Annotated in this window: 17 protein-coding genes; 8 read left to right on the forward strand and 9 right to left on the reverse strand. The window is 66.9% G+C overall.

The genetic code is table 11. The annotated features are described in order from the left end of the window. Nucleotides 1-72: 72 nt before the first annotated feature. Genes hutU through hutI form a run of 4 tightly spaced genes read right to left on the reverse strand, consistent with a single transcriptional unit; the run spans nt 73 to nt 5,262 of the window. Nucleotides 73-1,734: a urocanate hydratase gene (hutU, locus tag V8J55_RS10240; RefSeq protein ID WP_336445492.1), complete on the reverse strand. Its 1,662-nt coding sequence runs from the start codon at nt 1,732-1,734 to the stop codon at nt 73-75. Beyond that, a complete protein-coding gene (hutG, locus tag V8J55_RS10245) occupies nt 1,731-2,534 on the reverse strand; it encodes an N-formylglutamate deformylase (protein WP_336445493.1) in 804 nt (267 codons plus the stop codon). The genes hutU and hutG overlap by 4 nt, the downstream gene beginning before the upstream one ends. After that, on the reverse strand, nt 2,534-4,054 hold the full coding sequence (hutH, locus tag V8J55_RS10250) for a histidine ammonia-lyase (protein ID WP_336445494.1): 1,521 nt from the start codon (nt 4,052-4,054) through the stop codon (nt 2,534-2,536). The genes hutG and hutH overlap by 1 nt, the downstream gene beginning before the upstream one ends. Next, the gene (gene hutI / locus V8J55_RS10255) at nt 4,051-5,262 is read right to left on the reverse strand and encodes an imidazolonepropionase (protein WP_336445495.1); all 1,212 of its coding nucleotides are present in this window, start codon (nt 5,260-5,262) and stop codon (nt 4,051-4,053) included. The genes hutH and hutI overlap by 4 nt, the downstream gene beginning before the upstream one ends. 32 nt (nt 5,263-5,294) lie before the next feature. Here hutI and V8J55_RS10260 point away from each other — a divergent pair, with 32 nt between their 5' ends. Further along, nucleotides 5,295-6,641: a formimidoylglutamate deiminase gene (locus tag V8J55_RS10260; RefSeq protein ID WP_336445496.1), complete on the forward strand. Its 1,347-nt coding sequence runs from the start codon at nt 5,295-5,297 to the stop codon at nt 6,639-6,641. Continuing rightward, entirely contained in the window at nt 6,638-7,318 is a 681-nt protein-coding gene (locus V8J55_RS10265) for a UTRA domain-containing protein (RefSeq protein WP_336445497.1), read from the forward strand. The genes V8J55_RS10260 and V8J55_RS10265 overlap by 4 nt, the downstream gene beginning before the upstream one ends. 6 nt (nt 7,319-7,324) lie before the next feature. Here V8J55_RS10265 and lysA read toward each other — a convergent pair whose 3' ends face one another. From lysA to V8J55_RS10290, 5 genes are all read right to left on the reverse strand, one after another. Further along, nucleotides 7,325-8,608 carry a diaminopimelate decarboxylase gene (lysA, locus tag V8J55_RS10270; RefSeq protein ID WP_336445498.1) on the reverse strand — a complete coding sequence of 428 codons (1,284 nt, stop codon included), beginning with the start codon at nt 8,606-8,608 and terminating at the stop codon, nt 7,325-7,327. Nucleotides 8,609-8,636: 28 nt separating this feature from the next. Then, entirely contained in the window at nt 8,637-8,891 is a 255-nt protein-coding gene (locus V8J55_RS10275) for a hypothetical protein (protein ID WP_336445499.1), read from the reverse strand. After that, nucleotides 8,891-9,400, reverse strand: a complete 510-nt coding sequence (locus tag V8J55_RS10280; RefSeq protein WP_336445500.1) for an SAM-dependent methyltransferase — start codon at nt 9,398-9,400, stop codon at nt 8,891-8,893. The genes V8J55_RS10275 and V8J55_RS10280 overlap by 1 nt, the downstream gene beginning before the upstream one ends. An 11-nt stretch (nt 9,401-9,411) precedes the next feature. Then, nucleotides 9,412-9,678 (reverse strand): hypothetical protein, encoded by a 267-nt coding sequence (locus tag V8J55_RS10285; RefSeq protein ID WP_336445501.1) that lies wholly within the window; start codon nt 9,676-9,678, stop codon nt 9,412-9,414. A 260-nt stretch (nt 9,679-9,938) separates the two neighbouring features. After that, nucleotides 9,939-10,103: a hypothetical protein gene (locus V8J55_RS10290; RefSeq protein ID WP_336445502.1), complete on the reverse strand. Its 165-nt coding sequence runs from the start codon at nt 10,101-10,103 to the stop codon at nt 9,939-9,941. Nucleotides 10,104-10,527: 424 nt separating this feature from the next. Between V8J55_RS10290 and kdpF the strand changes: the two genes are divergently transcribed. From kdpF to V8J55_RS10320, 6 genes are read left to right on the forward strand one after another with little or no spacing between them, the layout of a single operon-like run. After that, entirely contained in the window at nt 10,528-10,617 is a 90-nt protein-coding gene (gene kdpF / locus V8J55_RS10295; protein WP_039576313.1) for a K(+)-transporting ATPase subunit F, read from the forward strand. 13 nt (nt 10,618-10,630) lie between these two features. Next, nucleotides 10,631-12,334 (forward strand): potassium-transporting ATPase subunit KdpA, encoded by a 1,704-nt coding sequence (gene kdpA, locus V8J55_RS10300; protein ID WP_336445503.1) that lies wholly within the window; start codon nt 10,631-10,633, stop codon nt 12,332-12,334. Between the two features lie 12 nt (nt 12,335-12,346). Next, nucleotides 12,347-14,383 (forward strand): potassium-transporting ATPase subunit KdpB, encoded by a 2,037-nt coding sequence (gene kdpB / locus V8J55_RS10305; protein WP_336445504.1) that lies wholly within the window; start codon nt 12,347-12,349, stop codon nt 14,381-14,383. A 10-nt stretch (nt 14,384-14,393) separates the two neighbouring features. Then, nucleotides 14,394-14,984 carry a potassium-transporting ATPase subunit KdpC gene (kdpC, locus tag V8J55_RS10310; protein ID WP_336445505.1) on the forward strand — a complete coding sequence of 197 codons (591 nt, stop codon included), beginning with the start codon at nt 14,394-14,396 and terminating at the stop codon, nt 14,982-14,984. Beyond that, nucleotides 14,981-17,650, forward strand: coding sequence for a sensor histidine kinase KdpD (locus V8J55_RS10315; protein WP_336445506.1), 2,670 nt, complete (start codon nt 14,981-14,983; stop codon nt 17,648-17,650). Before kdpC ends, V8J55_RS10315 begins: the two co-directional genes overlap by 4 nt. Continuing rightward, complete coding sequence (locus tag V8J55_RS10320; RefSeq protein ID WP_336445507.1) at nt 17,647-18,372, forward strand: response regulator transcription factor; 726 nt, start codon at nt 17,647-17,649, stop codon at nt 18,370-18,372. Before V8J55_RS10315 ends, V8J55_RS10320 begins: the two co-directional genes overlap by 4 nt. Nucleotides 18,373-18,395: the final 23 nt, after the last annotated feature.

The following is an 18,395-nucleotide window of genomic DNA, read 5'->3' on the forward strand; positions in this document are numbered from 1 at the left end:
GCTTCTGGCTCTCCCCTTGTCGTGGGGAGAGCCTTAGGATGCGAAGCTGTTTCGGCGCAACTGAAACAAGCGCTAGATGCTCGGCAGGTCGAGGCCCTTCTCGCGCGCGCAGTCGATCGCGATGTCATAACCCGCGTCGGCGTGGCGCATCACGCCGGTGCCGGGGTCGTTCCACAAGACGCGCTCGAGCCGTTTCGCCGCTTCGGGGGTGCCGTCGGCGACGATCACCATGCCGCTGTGCTGCGAATAGCCCATGCCGACCCCGCCGCCGTGGTGCAGCGACACCCAGGTCGCGCCCGATGCAGTATTGAGCAGCGCGTTGAGCAAAGGCCAGTCGGACACGGCATCCGATCCGTCGCGCATCGCCTCGGTCTCGCGGTTGGGCGAGGCGACCGAGCCCGAGTCCAGATGATCGCGGCCGATGACGATGGGAGCTTTCAATTCGCCCGACGCCACCATCGCGTTGAACGCGAGACCAAGCCGGTGGCGATCGCCGAGCCCGACCCAGCAGATGCGCGCGGGCAGGCCCTGAAACTGGATCTTCTCGCGCGCCATATCGAGCCAGTTGTGGAGATGCTTGTTGTCGGGAAGCAGCTCCTTCACCTTGGCGTCCGTCTTGTAGATATCCTCGGGATCGCCCGACAGCGCCACCCAGCGGAACGGGCCGATGCCGCGGCAGAAGAGTGGGCGGACATAGGCGGGGACGAAGCCCGGGAAGTCGAACGCATTTTCGACGCCTTCGTCCTTCGCCATCTGGCGGATGTTGTTGCCATAATCGGTCGTCGGCACGCCCGCGGCCTGCAGGTCGAGCATCGCCTGGACATGCACCGCCATCGACGCCTTCGCGGCCTTCGCGACCGCGGCCGGGTCGCTCTCGCGCTTCGAAAACCACTCGTCGAGCGTCCAGCCCGCGGGGAGGTAGCCGTTGACCGGATCGTGCGCCGAGGTCTGGTCGGTGAGCAGGTCGGGGCGGATGCCGCGGCGGACGATCTCGGGCAGGATTTCGGCGGCGTTGCCGAGCAGGCCGACCGATACGGGCGTACCCTCGGCATGGCTGGCTTCGATCATCGCGATCGCCTCGTCGATGCTCGACGCCTGCTTGTCGAGATAGCCGGTGCGCAGGCGCATTTCGATGCGGCTCGGCTGGCATTCGATCGCGAGGCACGATGCGCCCGCCATCACGGCGGCGAGCGGCTGCGCGCCGCCCATGCCGCCGAGCCCCGCAGTGAGCAGCCAGCGGCCCGCAAGGCTGCCGCCATAATGCTGGCGGCCCATTTCGACGAAGGTTTCGTAGGTGCCCTGAACGATGCCCTGGCTGCCGATATAGATCCAGCTGCCCGCGGTCATCTGGCCGTACATCATCAGGCCCTTTTTATCGAGCTCGTGGAAATGATCCCAGTTCGCCCATTCGGGGACGAGGTTCGAATTGGCGAGCAGGACGCGCGGCGCATTCTCGTGGGTGCGGAAGACACCGACGGGCTTGCCCGACTGGATGAGCAAGGTCTCGTCACCTTCGAGCCGCTTCAGCGTCTCGACGATCCGGTCATAGCTTTCCCAGTCGCGCGCGGCGCGGCCGATGCCGCCATAGACGACGAGCTCGTGCGGCGCTTCGGCGACATCGGGGTGCAGATTGTTCATCAGCATCCGCATCGGTGCTTCGGTGAGCCAGCTCTTCGCGCTGATCTCGGTCCCGGTTGCCGGCCGGATCACGCGGCTGTTGTCGAGGCGGGTCATGCTTTTCCTTTCGCAAAATCGAGGGTCGCGGCGATCACTTGCTCCAGCACGGGCCGGATCGCCGGGTTCGGATCGATGGGGGAGGGCCAGTTGGCGTGCGTGATCGCGTCGGGCTCGGCCATATAGCCGCGCTGCGCCAACTCCATCTGGATCGCGTGGACGCCATCGTCGGGGCGGCCATAATGGCGCGTCGTCCAGCCGCCCTTGAAACGGCCGTTGACGACATGGCTCTTGCCGCTGGCGGCGCAGATGTTCGCAACGATTGTTTCGAGTTCGGGGGCTGAGGTCGCGCCGCCGTTGGTGCCGATGTTGAACTGCGGCAGCTCGCCGTCGAACAGCCGCGGGACGTGGCTGCGGATCGAATGCGCGTCGTACAGGACGACGCGGCCATGCGTCGCTTTCAAGCGGTCGAGTTCTTCGCTCAACCTATCGTGATAGGGGCGGTGGTAAGAGTTCAGCCTCTGCATGATCTCGGCCTCGTCCGGTGCATCAAAGCGATAGAGCGGGTCGCCGTCGAAGGTCATCGTCGGGCACAGCTCGGTCGTTGCCTGTCCCGGATAAAGCGACGCACCCGACGGATCGCGGTTCATGTCGATCACGCTGCGCGAGATATCGGTGGCAACCAGCGTCGCGCCGAGGTCGGCGGCGAACGCGTAAAGCTCGTCGATGTACCAGTCGGTGTCGATCTGCGCGTGCCAGGGCGAGACGAACTGCTCGTCGAGGCCCGCAAGGTCGGTGCCGCCGTGCGGGAAGGCGATGACGAGCGGCGCGTCGCCGCGATGGACGCGCAGCCAGTCCATCAGGCGAGACCTGGCAGGTCGGCGGGAACCGCGGCGACAAGGCTGCCCGACCGGACCAGCGCGGTGGCGGCCTCCATATCGGGATGGAAATGGCGGTCGTCCTCGAGCGTGGGGACCTCCGCGCGCAGATGCTTGTGTGCGGCCTCCAGCGCGTCGCTCGATTTCAGCGGAGCATGGAAGTCGATGCCCTGGCACGCCGCGAGCAGTTCGATGCCGATCACCGCGCTGACATTGTCGGCCATCTCGAGCAGGCGGCGCGCGCCGTGCGCGGCCATCGACACATGATCCTCCTGGTTCGCCGAGGTCGGGATCGAATCGACGCTCGCGGGATAGGCGCGCTGCTTGTTCTCGCTGACGAGCGCCGCGGCGGTGACCTGCGGGATCATAAAGCCCGAGTTGAGGCCGGGGCGCGGGGTGAGGAAGGCGGGAAGACCCGACAGCGCCGGGTCGACGAGCATCGCGATCCGCCGCTCCGAGATCGATCCGATCTCGCAGAGCGCCATCGCGATCATGTCGGCAGCGAAGGCGACGGGCTCGGCGTGGAAATTGCCGCCCGACAGCGCCTCGTCGGTGTCGGCGAAGATCAGCGGATTGTCCGAAACGCCGTTGGCCTCGATACCGAGCGTCGTTCCGGCCTGGCGCAGCAGGTCGAGCACGGCGCCCATCACCTGCGGCTGGCAGCGGAGGCAATAAGGGTCCTGCACGCGCGGATCGTCGACCGCGTGCGAGGCGCGGATCGCCGATCCCGCCATCAGGCCGCGCAGCGTATCGCCGACCTCGCGCTGTCCGGCATGGCCGCGGAGTGCATGGATGCGCGCGTCGAAGGGCGCGTCGGAGCCTTTGGCGGCCTCGGTCGAGAGCGCGCCGGTGATCAGCGCCGAGCGGAAGACGGTTTCGGCACGGAACAGACCCGCGAGCGCGTTGGCGGTCGAAAATTGAGTGCCGTTGAGGAGCGCGAGGCCTTCTTTCGGGCCGAGGTCGAGCGGAGTGAGGCCCGCCTGTACGAGAGCGTCGGCGGCGGGCAATGTCTTGCCGCCGACCTCGATCGCGCCGACGCCGATCATTGCCGCGGCCATATGCGACAGCGGCGCGAGGTCGCCGCTTGCGCCGACCGAACCCTGCGACGGGACGACCGGGGTCAGGTCTTTGGCCAGCATCGCTTCGAGCATCGCGACCGTTTCGCGCTTCACCCCCGACGCGCCCATGCCGAAGCTCGCGAGCTTCAAGGCCATCATCAACCGCACGATCGGGGCGGGCGAGGGCGCGCCGGTGCCCGCGGCGTGGCTGAGCACGATATTGCGCTGGAGCGTCGCCAGATCGTCCTCTGCGATGCGCACGCTCGCGAGCTTTCCGAAGCCGGTGTTGATGCCATAGACGGGGGCGCCCCTGGCGACGATGCGCGCCACCGCGGCGGCGCTGGCGTCGATTGCATCCCATGCACCGGCGCTCAGTTCGGCGCTCGCGCCCTCGTAAATTTCGCGCCAGTCGGCAAGTGTCATGGCGCCGGGGGTGATGATCATTGTCCGTCCTTGATGCGTTGGTGAAGCGGGTTGAAGCCGATGCGGTAAACGAGCTCGGCGGGGTCGCTGACGTCCCAGATCGCGAGGTCGCACGCCTTCCCCGCTTCGAGCGTGCCGACTTCGGCGGACAGGCCGAGCGCGGCGGCGGCGTTGACCGTCACGCCGCGCAGCGCCTCGACCACGGTCAGCCCGAACAAAGTCGCGCCCATGTTGAGCATGAGAAGCAGCGAGGTCGTCGGCGACGTGCCAGGGTTGTTGTCGGTCGCGAGCGCGATGCGCGTGCCGTGGCGGCGCATCGCGTCGATGGGGGGCAATTTCGTCTCGCGCATGAAATAATAGGCGCCGGGGAGCAGCACCGCGGTCGTGCCCGCCGCGGCCATCGCGCGGATATCGTCGTCGGTCGCATGTTCGAGATGATCGGCGGACAGCGCCCCGTGCAGCGCGGCGAGCGCGCTGCCGTGGAGCGCCGACAATTGTTCGGCGTGGAGCTTGACCGCAAGTCCGTGCGCCTTCGCGGCTTCGATCACGCGCGTGCATTGCGCGGGCGAGAAACCGATGCCCTCGCAAAAGGCATCGACCGCGGTCGCGAGCGGCGCGGCGGCGGGGACCATCTCGCCCACGACGAGGTCGATATAGGCGTCGCTGTCGCCCTTATATTCGGGGGGCAGCGCGTGGGCGCCGAGGAAGGTTGGCTCGACGCGAATAGGCCGGTGGTCGCCGAGCGCGCGGGCGGCGCGCAGCATCTTGAGTTCGTCGCCGGTTGACAGGCCGTAGCCCGACTTGATCTCGATCGTCGTGACGCCTTCGGCGATCAGCGCGTCGAGGCGGGGCAGGGCGCTATCGATGAGTTCGTCCTCGCTCGCCTCGCGCGTCGCGCGCATCGTCGAGACGATGCCGCCGCCCGCGCGCGCGATCTCTTCATAGCTCGCCCCCGCAAGGCGCATCGCCCATTCGTTCGCGCGATTGCCGCCGTGGACGAGGTGCGTGTGGCAGTCGATCAGGCCGGGGGTGATCAGCCGACCTTCGCAATCGACGACCTTTTGGGCGGTCGCCGGGGCGCCGTCGGCGGGGCCGGCATAGACGATCCGTCCGTCCTGCGCCGCCACGACGCCATCGTCGATCAGGCCGAGTGCATCGTCGGCCATCGTTGCGAGTCGGGCGTTCGTCCAGAGCTGCTCCATCTGGACAGTGTCGTTCGAATGCGCCATTATGTCTAGACATAATATGAGGACGAACGACGATGGCTCTCTGGTTCGAACGCGCGTGGATCGATGGTGGCTGGGCGAAAGACGTGCGGCTGCGCATCGCCGACGGCCGGATTTCGGCGGTCGAGGTTGGCGTCGAGGCAGCAGAGGGCGATGATCGTCACTGCGTCGGCTTGCCGGGTCTTTGCAACGTCCACAGCCACGGATTCCAGCGCGGGATGGCGGGGCTGTCCGAGCGCCGCAGCCGCCCCGATGATAATTTCTGGAGCTGGCGCGAGATCATGTACCGCTTCCTCGACCGGCTGACGCCCGAGGATGTCGCGGCGATCACCGCGCAGGCCTATGCCGAGATGCTCGAAACGGGTTTCACGCGCGTCGGCGAGTTTCACTATCTGCATCACGATCCGGCGGGCGCCGCCTATGCCGACCCCGCCGAGATGGCAGGGGCGATTGCTGAGGCCAGCGCCGCGACGGGGATCGGGCTGACCTTGCTTCCCGTTTTCTATGCGCACGGCAATTTCGACGCGGCGCCGCCGAGCCCCGGCCAGCGGCGCTTTCTCAACGACATCGACGGCTTTGCGAAGCTTCTCGGGGCTTCGCGGTCGAAGCTGTCGGGCGACGCCAATATAGGGGTCGCGCCGCATTCGCTGCGCGCCGTGACGCCTGAAGAGCTGACAGCCTTGCTCGCCATGTCGCCGACGGGGCCGGTGCATATCCATGCCGCCGAACAGGTGAAGGAGGTCGCCGATTGCGTCGCGTGGAGCGGTGCGCGGCCGGTCGAATGGCTGCTCGACAACGCCGGGGTCGACGAACGCTGGTGCCTGATCCACTCGACGCACCTCGACGAAAGCGAAGTGTTGCGGTTGGCCGCGAGCGGTGCGGTCGCGGGGTTGTGCCCGATCACCGAGGGTAATCTGGGCGACGGCATTTTTCCGGCGGTCGATTATCTCGCCGCGGGCGGGCGTTTCGGGATCGGCACCGACAGCAATATCCTGGTCGATGCGGCGCAGGAACTTCGCGCGCTCGAATATTCGCAGCGCTTGGCGCAGCGGGCGCGGGCGTTGCTCGCGAGTGAGACGGCGCCTTTCGTCGGCGCGAACCTGTTTGCGCGCGCGGTGCAGGGCGGCGCGCAGGCGCTGGGTGTGCCTGCCGGGCTCGCCGTCGGCCATGCCGCCGACATCGTCTCGCTCGACCTCGAACACCCCGCCTTCGCGGGCACCGACGATGCAACCTTGCTCGACCGCTGGATCTTCGCGGCGCGCGCGGGCGCGGTCGACAGCGTGTGGCGTGCGGGCACCAAGCGCGTCGAAAAGGGACGCCATGTCGAGACCGACACCATCGGCGCCGCGTATCGCGCCTGTGTCGCGCGGCTGCTCGCGTGAATCCCGCGCGGCGCATCCGCGAAGAGATCGCCGCATCGATCCAGTCGGGTGAATGGCGCCCCGGCGACCGCGTCCCGACCGAACAGGAACTCGCCGCGCGCTATGGCTGCGCGCGCGCGACGGTGAGCAAGGCGTTGGGCGAACTCGCCGCATCCGGACTGGTCGAACGGCGCCGCAAGGCGGGCACCTTCGTTGCGCATCCGCCGGTCCATTCGGCGGTGATGACCGTGCCCGATCTGGCCGAACTCATCGCCGCGCGCGGCGAAGCCTATCGCTGGGAGCTGGCGTCGCTCGAGACCGCCGACGCAGGCGGTGATCCGCTCTCCGGTCCGGCGCTGCGCATCGAGGGTGTGCATATGGCGGCGGGCGAAGCCTTTGCCCTCGAACGGCGGTTCATCGCGCTTAGCGAAGTCCCCGAGGCGGCGGGCGCGGACTTTGCCAAGGTGGCGCCGGGAACCTGGCTGCTCGGTCACATTCCGTGGACGCAGGCGCGCCATGTGATCCGCGCGGTGAACCCGACGCGCAAAGAAGCGGCGCTGCTGACGATCGGAGCGGGCGCCGCCTGCCTCGAACTCGACCGCACGACGTGGCGCGCGGGGCGCGTCGTCACGCATGTGCGGCAGCTGTTTCGCGGCGACCGCTTCGACCTGGTGGCGGACTTCAACGCCGCGCCGTGACCGTCGTCAGGCGGCACGGATCGAGGGAGCGCCGTCGTTCATCCACGGCGCCAGCCGCTGCCGTCGGACCTGATGCGCGGCGACGCGCTCGCTGACCACCGCGTATCGATTGTCGTCGACCAGCACTTCGGGCGCGATCGCGCGGCAATTGTAAGTCGATGCCATCGACGCACCATAGGCGCCGGCGGCTTTGAAGAGGGTCAGGTCGCCCTCCTGCACCCGGTCGATCTCGCGCTCCCGCGCAAAAGTGTCGCCGGTTTCGCAGATCGGGCCGACGATATTGGCGACGAAGGTCTCGCCGGTGGGGCGGATCGCGGCGAATTCGTGCCACGCGTCGTACATCGCGGGACGCGCGAGGTCGTTCATCGCCGCGTCGACGACGACAAAGGGGTGGCGGGGCCCCGGCTTCACCCAAAGCACGCGCGTCAGGAGAATCCCCGCCTCCGCCGCGATGAAACGCCCGGGTTCGAAGAGCAATGTCGCGTCCCAGTCGCGTGTGACCTCGGCGACCATCGCACCATAGGCTTCGACATCGGCGCCGGGCAGGTCGGGGCGATAAGAGACGCCCAGCCCGCCGCCGAGGTCGACATGATAGACGCGGTGCCCCTTCTGGCGCAGCGCGCGGATCAGCTCGCCGATCTTGCGATACGCCGCCTCGAGCGGCGCGGGGTCGACGATCTGGCTGCCGATATGAACGGCGAGGCCGTGGAGATCGAGGCCGGGAAGCGCCGCGAGCCGGTCGTACATGGCCAGCGCATCGTCGATCGGGATGCCGAATTTGCTGTCGAGGCGGCCCGTGGTGATCTTGGCATGCGTGCTGGCATCGACGTCGGGGTTGATGCGGAGCAGGGCGGGCGCGCGTCGTCCGCGCTGCGATGCGAGCGTCGACAGCAGCTGTCCCTCGCGTTCGAGCTCGAGGTTGAAGCGTCCGATCCCGGCATCGAGCGCCGCGATGAGTTCGGGCGCGGTCTTGCCGACGCCCGAGTAGACGATGTGGTTCGCGGTAATCCCCGCGCCGAGCGCGCAATCGAGCTCGCCGCCCGATACGATGTCGGCGCCGTAATTTTGGTCGGCAAGAACCCGAAGCACCGCGGGCGACGGGTTGGCCTTGACCGCGAACATCAGCTGCTTGCGCGGCACCTTGCCGAGCGCGGCGCGGAAGCGCTGCGCCGCGTGGCGCAGCGCGCCGGCCGAATAGACATAGGCGGGGGTGCCGACCGCTGCGGCGATCGAGGCGAGGGGAACCGCTTCGGCGTGCATTTCGCCGCCGAGCAAATGGAACGAGGACATGAAGCCGATCCTTGGATGGAGATGGGGGTTAGAGCTGGTCGCGCCGGGCGCGGCGCGAGGCGCGGATCGCGCCCGGCAGCTCGCGGTGGCGGCTCCGCTCGACGCGCAGGGCGAGCACGACCTTCTTTCCCGCAAGCACGAGAAGCAGGCCGGCTGCCGCGACGAGGAGGCCGGTGATGCCGACAAGGTCGGCGCCGGCTTCGGTTGCGAGGCGCGTCAGGACATAGCCCGCGCCGACGAGGGCGGCCCCGGCGGTGCGCCAGAAAAGGTCACGCTGGGTCATCATCCGCGCTCCGGTTTCGACTTGCGGTCCCACAGGACGGTGTCGGCCGCGGTCCGGGCCAGCGCCTTTAGCTCGCGTGCGTCGGTCTCGGACGCCGGGCAGAGCAGCAGGTCGGCCGGATATTCGGCCTCTTCGCGCAGGACCTTGTCCATGTCGTCCTGTTCGAAGACGAGGCCGATGGCGGGGTCGCCGTGCCGGGCGGCGGCGCGACGCGCGCTGGCGATCAGGCGCGGATCGGCGTCGATGCCGCGGCCTTCGATCGCGACGAAACCCATCTCACGCGCGCGCCGGACGGCGTGGATCAGCAGCTCGCCGGCGCCGCAATCGGCGTCGACGATGCGGATGGCGCGGCGCCCGCGTTTGTGCAGGCCCTTGAGCTTGCGAAGCATCGCGGGCCAGCGACGGTCCTTCTCGGCGCGGTTTTGCGCGCCTTGCACCAGCGCTCCCCACCCGCTTGTGGCGGGTGCCATCCAGACGATGCCGGCGGGGGCGATATAGGGATAATGCATGACGAGCCTCCTCAAGCCGCGCGGTCGATCGCGCATTCGTCGGGCCGCAAGGGCTCGAACGAGACGGCGGGGATCAGCGGACGCAGCGCGGCGACGATCCGCGCGCCCGGAAAGCCCCGGCATTCGGCGCGGGCGAAAGCCCAGGCGGCAGCGTGCGAAATGAACCGGCCTTCGAGCTGTCCTTTGCGGCCTTGAACGAGCCAGTGGCCGGCCGCGTCGCTGCCGACGAATAATATCGCCCCTTCTGGGTCGGGCTCCGCGGAAGTCGCAGAAATCATGGTGAGATGCTCCTTGGCTACTCAAATCGATGCCCCGAAGATCGGGACTCGATGCCGGCAATCTATTGAGCTGCGAATAGGGATTCGAGATCGAGGAATGGCGCCGCCCATTGTATTTTCATTTGTTTTCAACGACGGCTCGCTTCGCACGAGCGCTTGTCCTCCCCGGCCCTGGGCAAGGGTGGCCGGGGAGGTGGCGCGGCCATCGACGGACCGACGGCGCGTGACGCGGATTTTCGGGACTTGCGCGCGCGCGGGTTTCAGCCGCCGGTTCGCTCGGGCGCGGGCGCATCGATCGCCGCCCAGAAACTATCGAGCGACAATGTCCCCCTGATGCGTTTCGATTTGCCGGGCGACGGATTTTTGGCGGCGGTTATCGGCTGCGATGGCCGGATGGCGCGGCGCTGCTTGCGCGGTTCGAACATTAGCTTTCCCTGAAGTGAAAGACTCTCCGGCCGAGAAGGGGAGACCGGAGAGTCGGGGGCGTTATGCGCCGGCGGCGCATATTTTCTCCAGAGCAGCCCGGCGGTCGCAGCGTTGAGATTTTCTTATGCGGTCGACGCTTGCGGCGACCGATCGCGCGACGAACCGAGGCTCTGGCGCGCCGCAATGCGAAAATCGGCAAAATCATATGAGAATACTATGCGGCGCATAGTTTCACTGTCTCGCAATCAAACGCGTGCCTCACCTATTTGGGAGTCCGCAGACGACTCGTGCCACCTCCCGTGGCCAGCGCCATGCTGGAGCAAACCCATGCAGGATCTAATCTGGGTCGGCATCATCCTCGCCTTGCTCGCCGCGAGCCTCGGCTACGCGCGCCTGTGCGACGACGCATAAGGAATGATGTCCATGACTCTCGACCTCTGGCTCGCGGGCGCCACAGCGCTCGGCCTTCTCATCTATCTCGTCGCCGTGCTCGCACGGCCCGAACGCTTCTAAGGGAGGCGAACCCATGACCTTTCAGGGATGGTTTCTCATCATCGCGTTCATCGCTATCCTGCTTTTGCTTTGCAAGCCGATGGGCCAATGGCTCTTCGCGCTCTACGAAGGGCGGCGGACGCCGCTCCATCGCGTGCTCGGCCCGGTCGAGGCGGGCTTTTATCGCCTGTCGGGGATCGACCCCAAGGAAGAGCAGGGATGGCGCCGCTACGCGGTTCACATGCTCATCTTCAACGCGACGCTTGCGCTCTTCACCTATGCGATCCTGCGCCTGCAGGGCGTGCTGCCGCTCAATCCGCTCGGCTATGACGGGGTCAGCGAGCATCTCGCGTTCAACACGACGATCAGCTTCACCGCGAACACCAACTGGCAAAGCTATGGCGGCGAATCGACGATGTCGAACCTCAGCCAGATGCTCGGCCTGACCATCCACAATTTCCTGTCGGCAGCGACGGGTATCGCGCTCGCTTTCGCGCTGTTCCGCGGTTTCGCGCGGCGCGAGATGAAGACGATCGGCAATTTCTGGGCCGACATGACGCGAGTGACGCTCTATCTGCTGCTGCCGCTTTGTGTCGCCATCGCGATCTTCTATATCGCGAGCGGCGTTCCGCAGACGCTGGCGGGTTCGGTCGACGTGACGACGCTCGAGGGCGTCAAGCAGACGCTTGCCCTGGGTCCGGTTGCTTCGCAGGAAGCGATCAAGCTGCTCGGCACCAATGGCGGCGGCTTCTTCAACGCGAACAGCGCGCATCCCTTTGAAAATCCGACCGCGCTCACCAACCTCGTCCAGATGCTTTCGATCTTCGCGATCGGCGTCGGGCTGACCTGGACCTTCGGCAAGGCCGTCGGAAATCCGCGTCAGGGCTGGGCGATCCTTGCCGCGATGATGACTTTGTTCGTTGCGGGCACCGCCATCACCTATTGGCAGGAAGCCGCGGGCAATCCGATCCTTCACAATCTTGGCGCCATGGGCGGCAATATGGAAGGCAAGGAGGTTCGCTTCGGCATCGCCCAGACGGCGCTGTTCGCGGTCGTCACCACCGCGGCGTCGTGCGGCGCGGTCAACGGCATGCACGACAGCTTCACCGCGCTCGGCGGGATGATTCCGCTGTTCAACATGCAGCTCGGCGAAGTCGTGATCGGCGGCGTCGGCGCGGGCATCTATGGTTTCCTGCTCTTCGCGATCCTCGCGATCTTCGTCGCCGGGTTGATGGTCGGACGTACCCCCGAATATGTCGGCAAGAAGATCGAGGCGCGCGAGGTGAAGCTCGCGGTGCTCGCGATCGCTGTCCTGCCGCTCATCATCCTCGGCTTCACGGCGATCGCGTCGGTTACCGAGGCGGGGCTGGCCGGGCCGCTGAACAAGGGGCCGCATGGCTTCTCGGAAATCCTCTACGCCTTCACCAGCGCCGTCGCGAACAACGGGTCGGCCTTTGCGGGCCTCACCGCCAACACGCCTTTCTATAACGGCATGCTGGGCGCCGCGATGTGGATCGGCCGTTTCTTCATTATCATCCCCATGCTGGCCATCGCAGGCGGCCTGGCGGCGAAGAAACATACGCCGGAATCGGCGGGCAGCTTCCCGACGACGGGGCCGCTGTGGACGGGCTTGCTTGTCGGCATCGTGCTGATCGTCGGCGGCCTGACCTTCCTTCCCAGCCTCGCGCTCGGTCCCATCGCCGATCATCTCGCGATGATCAACGGCCAGCTCTTTTAAGGATTATCGCAAATGGCTCGGCCTCAAACCAAGTCCCTGTTCACGGCAGAGCTGATCGTTCCGGCGATCGGCGACGCCTTCCGCAAACTCAATCCCAAAGAACTGATCCGCAACCCGGTGATGTTCACCACGGCGGTCGTGGCGACCTTGCTGACGGTGCTGCTCGTCGTCGGCCAGGACAGCCTCGCGACGGGCTTCAAACTGCAGCTCGTGATCTGGCTCTGGCTGACGGTGCTCTTCGGCACCTTCGCCGAGGCGCTCGCCGAAGGGCGCGGCAAGGCGCAGGCCGCCTCGCTGCGCGCCACCAAGGCCGAACTGACCGCCAAGCGGCTGAAGGGCGAAGGGAAGGCATGGGACGCCGTGCCGGCAAGCGCGCTCAAGGTCGGCGATGTCGTGCTCGTCGAAACGGGTGACCTCATTCCGTCCGACGGTGAGGTGATCGCCGGCGTCGCGTCGGTCAACGAAGCGGCGATCACCGGCGAAAGCGCTCCGGTGATCCGCGAGGCCGGCGGCGACCGTTCGGCGGTCACCGCGGGCACGCGCGTCATTTCGGACGAAATCCGCGTCCAGGTGACGGTCAATCCGGGGCAGGGCTTCCTCGACCGGATGATTGCGCTCGTCGAAGGCGCCGAACGGCAGAAGACGCCGAACGAAATCGCGCTGACCCTGCTGCTCGTCGGCCTCACGATCATCTTCCTGATCGCTGTCGGCACGATCCCCAGCTTTGCGAGCTATGCGGGCGGAAGCATCCCCGTCGCGATTCTCGCGGCGCTGCTGATCACGCTCATCCCGACGACGATCGCGGCTTTGCTCTCCGCCATCGGCATCGCAGGCATGGACCGCCTCGTGCGCTTCAACGTGCTCGCCAAGTCGGGGCGCGCGGTCGAGGCGGCGGGCGACGTCGATGTCCTGCTGCTCGACAAGACCGGCACGATCACCGTCGGCGACCGTCAAGCGACCGAATTCCGTCCGGTGGGCGGCCAGTCGATGACGGTCCTTTCGGAGGCCGCGCTGCTGGCGAGCCTCGCCGACGAAACCCCAGAGGGCCGCTCGATCGTCGCATTGGCGCGCGAGAAGTTCGGCCAGACGATGACCGACTTGCCGGGGGGCGCCGAGATCATTCCGTTCACCGCGCAGACGCGTATCTCGGGCATCAAGCATGCGGGCAGCGTGATCCAGAAGGGCGCGGTGGACTCGGTGCTCAAGGCCAATCCGGGTGCGGAAGCGACCGCTGCCGCGACTGAACTGCGCCGCATCACCGACGAAATCGCGCGCGCGGGCGGCACGCCGCTCGCGGTCGCGAAGGACGGCCAGCTGCTCGGCGCGATCTTCCTGAAGGATATCGTCAAGGCAGGCATCCGCGAACGCTTCGGCGAACTGCGCGCGATGGGCATCCGCACGGTGATGATCACCGGCGACAACCCGCTCACCGCGGCGGCAATCGCCGCCGAGGCGGGGGTCGACGATTTCCTCGCGCAGGCAACGCCCGAGGACAAGCTCGAGCTGATCCGCAAGGAACAGCAGGGCGGGCGGCTCGTCGCGATGTGCGGCGACGGCACCAACGACGCCCCGGCGCTCGCGCAGGCCGACGTCGGGGTCGCGATGAACACCGGCACGCAGGCGGCGCGCGAGGCGGGCAATATGGTCGATCTCGACAGCGACCCGACCAAGCTGATCGAGGTTGTCGGCCTCGGCAAACAGCTGCTGATGACGCGCGGGGCGCTGACGACCTTCTCGGTCGCCAACGACGTCGCCAAATATTTCGCGATCATCCCCGCGATGTTCATCGTGCTCTATCCGAGCCTTGGCGTGCTCAACGTGATGGGGCTGACCAGCCCCGAGAGCGCGATCCTGTCGGCGATCATCTTCAACGCGCTGATCATCCCGATGCTCGTTCCGCTCGCATTGAAGGGCGTGACCTATCGCCCGATGGGCGCGGGGCCGCTGCTCGCACGCAACCTCGCCGTCTATGGCCTTGGCGGCCTGGTGGCACCTTTTGTCGGCATCAAGCTGATCGACCTCGCGGTCGGCGGCCTGGGTCTCGTCTGAGGATATGACAATGAACAAGGATTTCATCACCTCGCTGCGTCCGGCGCTCGTTATGACGCTGCTCTTCGCTTTGCTCCTCGGGCTCGCTTACCCGCTGGCGCTCACGGGCATCGGGCAGGCACTCTTCCCCAGCCAGGCGAACGGCAGCCTCGTCGAGGAGAATGGCAAGGTCGTCGGTTCGACCGTGGTCGGCCAGGCTTTCGCGTCGGAACGCTATTTCAACACGCGCCCTTCGGCGGCGGGCGACGGCTATGACGGGCTTGCCTCGTCGGGGTCGAACCTCGGCCCGACGTCGCAGGCGCTCGTCGACCGGGTCAAGGGCGATGTCGAGAAATTGAAGACCGCCGAACCCGGCAAGGCCGTGCCCTCGGATCTCGTCACGGCATCGGGTTCGGGCCTCGACCCCGACATCACGCCCGACGCCGCCTTCTATCAGGTCGACCGCGTTGCAAAGGCGCGCGGGCTCGATGCGGCGGCGGTTCGCGGGCTCGTCGAACAGAGCGTCGACAAGCCGCTGCTCGGCTTTCTTGGCGAGCCGCGCGTCAATGTGTTCAAGCTCAATCGACGGCTCGATGCTTTTGGGGCTAAACCCGCCGCGTGACAGGAAATGATCGACCATCTCCCGAAGCCTTCCTGCGCCAGGCGGCGCAGGAAGGCCGTGGCCGTCTCAAAGTCTTTCTCGGCGCCGCGCCCGGCGTCGGCAAGACGTGGGAGATGCTCACCGACGGACGGCAACGCCGCGAGGCCGGCGTCGATGTCGTGATCGGCGTGGTCGAGACGCACGGGCGGCGCGAGACCGAGGCGCTGGTTCACGGCCACGAGATCATCCCGCGCCGCGACGTCGACCATCAGGGCCATAGCCTCGGCGAGATGGACATCGATGCGATCCTCGAACGCCGCCCCGCACTCGTCCTCGTCGACGAACTCGCGCACACCAACGCGCCGGGCAGCCGCCACCCCAAGCGCTATCAGGACGTCGAGGAACTGCTCGATGCGGGCATCGACGTCTATTCGACGATCAATATCCAGCACGTCGAGAGCCTCAACGACGTCGTCGCCTCCTTCACCCGCGTCCGCGTCCGCGAAACGGTGCCCGACTCGATCCTCGAAAATGCCGAGATCGAGGTGGTCGACATCCCGCCCGACGAACTGATCGAGCGGCTGCGCGACGGCAAGGTCTATATCCCGCAGGAAGCGACGCGCGCGCTCACCCATTTCTTCTCGAAATCGAACCTCACCGCGCTGCGCGAACTCGCGCTGCGCCGCGCCGCGCAGGCGGTCGATGCGCAGATGCTCGAGCATGTGCGCAGCCACGCGCTCGCGGGCAGCTTTGCCGTTGGCGAACGGATTGTCGTGGCGGTCAGCGAGCTGCCCGTTGCCGCCGAGCTTGTCCGCGCGGGCAAAAGGCTTGCCGATGCGCTGAGGGCGCCGTGGACCGCGGTCTATATCGAGACGCGGCGCAGCCAGCATATGACCGACGCCGATCGCCGCCAGCTCGCCGACACGCTCGCGCTCGCCTCGCGGCTCGGCGCATCGACCGCGACCGTTCCGGCGGAGAGCGTGGTCAAAGGGCTGCGCAGCTTCGCCAGCGATGCGCGCGCGACGCAGATCGTCATCGGCAAGTCGGCCCGGCCCTGGTGGTTCGAAATGCGCCACGGGTCGGTCGTCGACCAGCTGGTGCGGACGATCGACGATGTCGCGGTGCATGTGCTGCCCGGCGAACCCGGTGCGCAGCTGACCCGGCGCGGTCGGCTGATGGTTCCGGGGCGCTGGGGCAAACCTTCGGACTATCTCTGGTCGCTGGCGATGGTCGCCGCGATGACGGCGCTCGGCCGTCTTCTGCTCGCCGTTATCGATCTCGGCAATATTGCCTTGCTCTATCTGCTCCCGGTCATGTTCGCCGCGGCGACCTTTGGCCTGCGCGCCGGTCTGTTTGCCGGACTCGCCTCCAGCCTCGCCTATAATTTCTTCTTCCTGCCGCCGGTCGGGACGCTCAGCGTCAACAATCCCGAAAATGTCGTCAGCATCCTCGTGCTGCTCGGCGTCGCCGTGGTGACCAGCCAGTTTGCGGCGCGCGTACGCGCCCAGGCCGATCTGGCCCAGTGGAGCGCGCGCCAGAATGCGGCGCTCGCCAGCTTCTCGCGGCAATTGACCGCGGCGCCCGATCAGGACACGCTGATGCACGCGATCTGTGCCGAGGTCGGACGGTTGCTCGATGTCCGCACCGCGCTGCTGCTGCCGTCGGCCGATGGTCCGATGCTGCGCGCCGCAGTTCCGCCCGAAGATCGACTCGAACAGATCGAGCGCGCGGCGGCGCAGTGGGCGATGGACAATGAGCAGCCGGCGGGGCGCGGGTCGTCGACCCTCACCGCGTCGGACTGGCTGTTCCATCCCTTGCGCACGACGCGCGGCGTGCTCGGCGTGCTCGGCATGACGCGCGACGACGCGCGCGAGCCCGTCCGTTCGGATCAGGTGCCGCTGTTGATGAGCCTGCTCGATCAGGCGTCGATCGCGCTCGACCGCATGGAGCTTGAGGAAGAATCGCTTCGCACGCGGCAGGTCGACGAACGCGATCGCCTGCGCTCGGCGCTGCTGTCGTCGGTCAGCCACGACCTTCGCACCCCGCTCACCACAATCCTCTCGGCCGCGCAGGAAATCCGGCGCAATCCCTCGGCGCTGCTGGCCGAGACGATCGAGACCGAGGCGCTTCGCCTCAATCGTTTCGTGTCGAACCTGCTCGACATGGCGCGTGTCGAGGCGGGTGCGCTGCCGATGAAGGTCGAGGCGACCGACCTGTTCGACGCCGCCGCCAGCGCGGCGCACGATACGCGCGCCTCGCTCGCCGGGCACGAGGTCAAGGTCGATATTTCGCCCAATATCCCGCTGGTGCGGGTCGATCCGGTGCTGCTCCACCATTGCCTGATCAATCTGCTCGACAATGCCGGGCGCTACGCCGACCCCGGCACCCCGATCGTCATTCGCGCCCGCCGCGCCGCCGATGCCATATCGATGTCGATCATCGATCAGGGGCCGGGGATCGCGCCCGGAAACGAGAAGCGCGTCTTCGAAACCTTCACCCGGCTCGAGGGCAGCGATCGCGCGAAGCACGGCACCGGCCTCGGGCTCGCGATCGTCAAGGGATTTGCCGAGGCGATGGGGCTGTCGGTCGAGGCGAGCAACAATGAAGATCCGCACGGCGCCTGCTTTACCATTCGCATCCCCGAGCGGCTGATCATCACGCATCTGGACGACAAGGAACAACCATGAAAGTGCGTCACAAGGTTCTGGTCGTGGACGACGAGCTGCATATCCGCCGCCTGATCCATGCCGCGCTGGCGCGCGCCGACTATGCGATCGTCGAAGCCGAGAGTGCCCGCGAAGCGCTCGAAATGCTTCGCGACGAGCGCCCCGACATCGTGCTGCTCGATCTGGGCCTGCCCGATCGCGACGGGCTGGAGCTTGTGCCCCTCGTCAAACAGCAGTCGGACACGACGTTGATCGTCGTCTCGGCGCGCGATGCGACCGACCAGAAGGTTGCCGCGCTCGATCTGGGCGCCGACGACTATCTGACCAAACCCTTCGACACCGACGAATTGCTCGCGCGCGTGCGCGTCGCCTTGCGCAACCGGATGACCCGCGACGGCGGAATGCTGGCGGTGACCGCGGGCGATGTGACGATCGACCTCATCGCGCGCACCGTCGTCAAAGCGGGCCGCGAGATCCATCTGACTCCGAAGGAATATGCGGTGCTCGCGCAGCTTGCGCGGCACCCGGGGCGGGTCATCACGCACAAGCAGATCATGGCAGAGGTCTGGCCGCACGAGGTCGAGCATCATGTCGAATATCTGCGCGTTCTCGTCCGCACCCTGCGCCAGAAGCTCGAGAGCGATCCGCAACAACCGCAGATCATCAGCAACGAACTCGGAATCGGCTATCGCCTGCGGTCGGTGAGCGACATGCCGGGCGACGAAGCCGGACGGGAGCATTAAATCGCGCAGATTCTATGCCGATC

Origin of the sequence: Sphingopyxis sp. CCNWLW2, assembly GCF_037095755.1 — a bacterium.
Classification (GTDB): Bacteria; Pseudomonadota; Alphaproteobacteria; order Sphingomonadales; family Sphingomonadaceae; genus Sphingopyxis.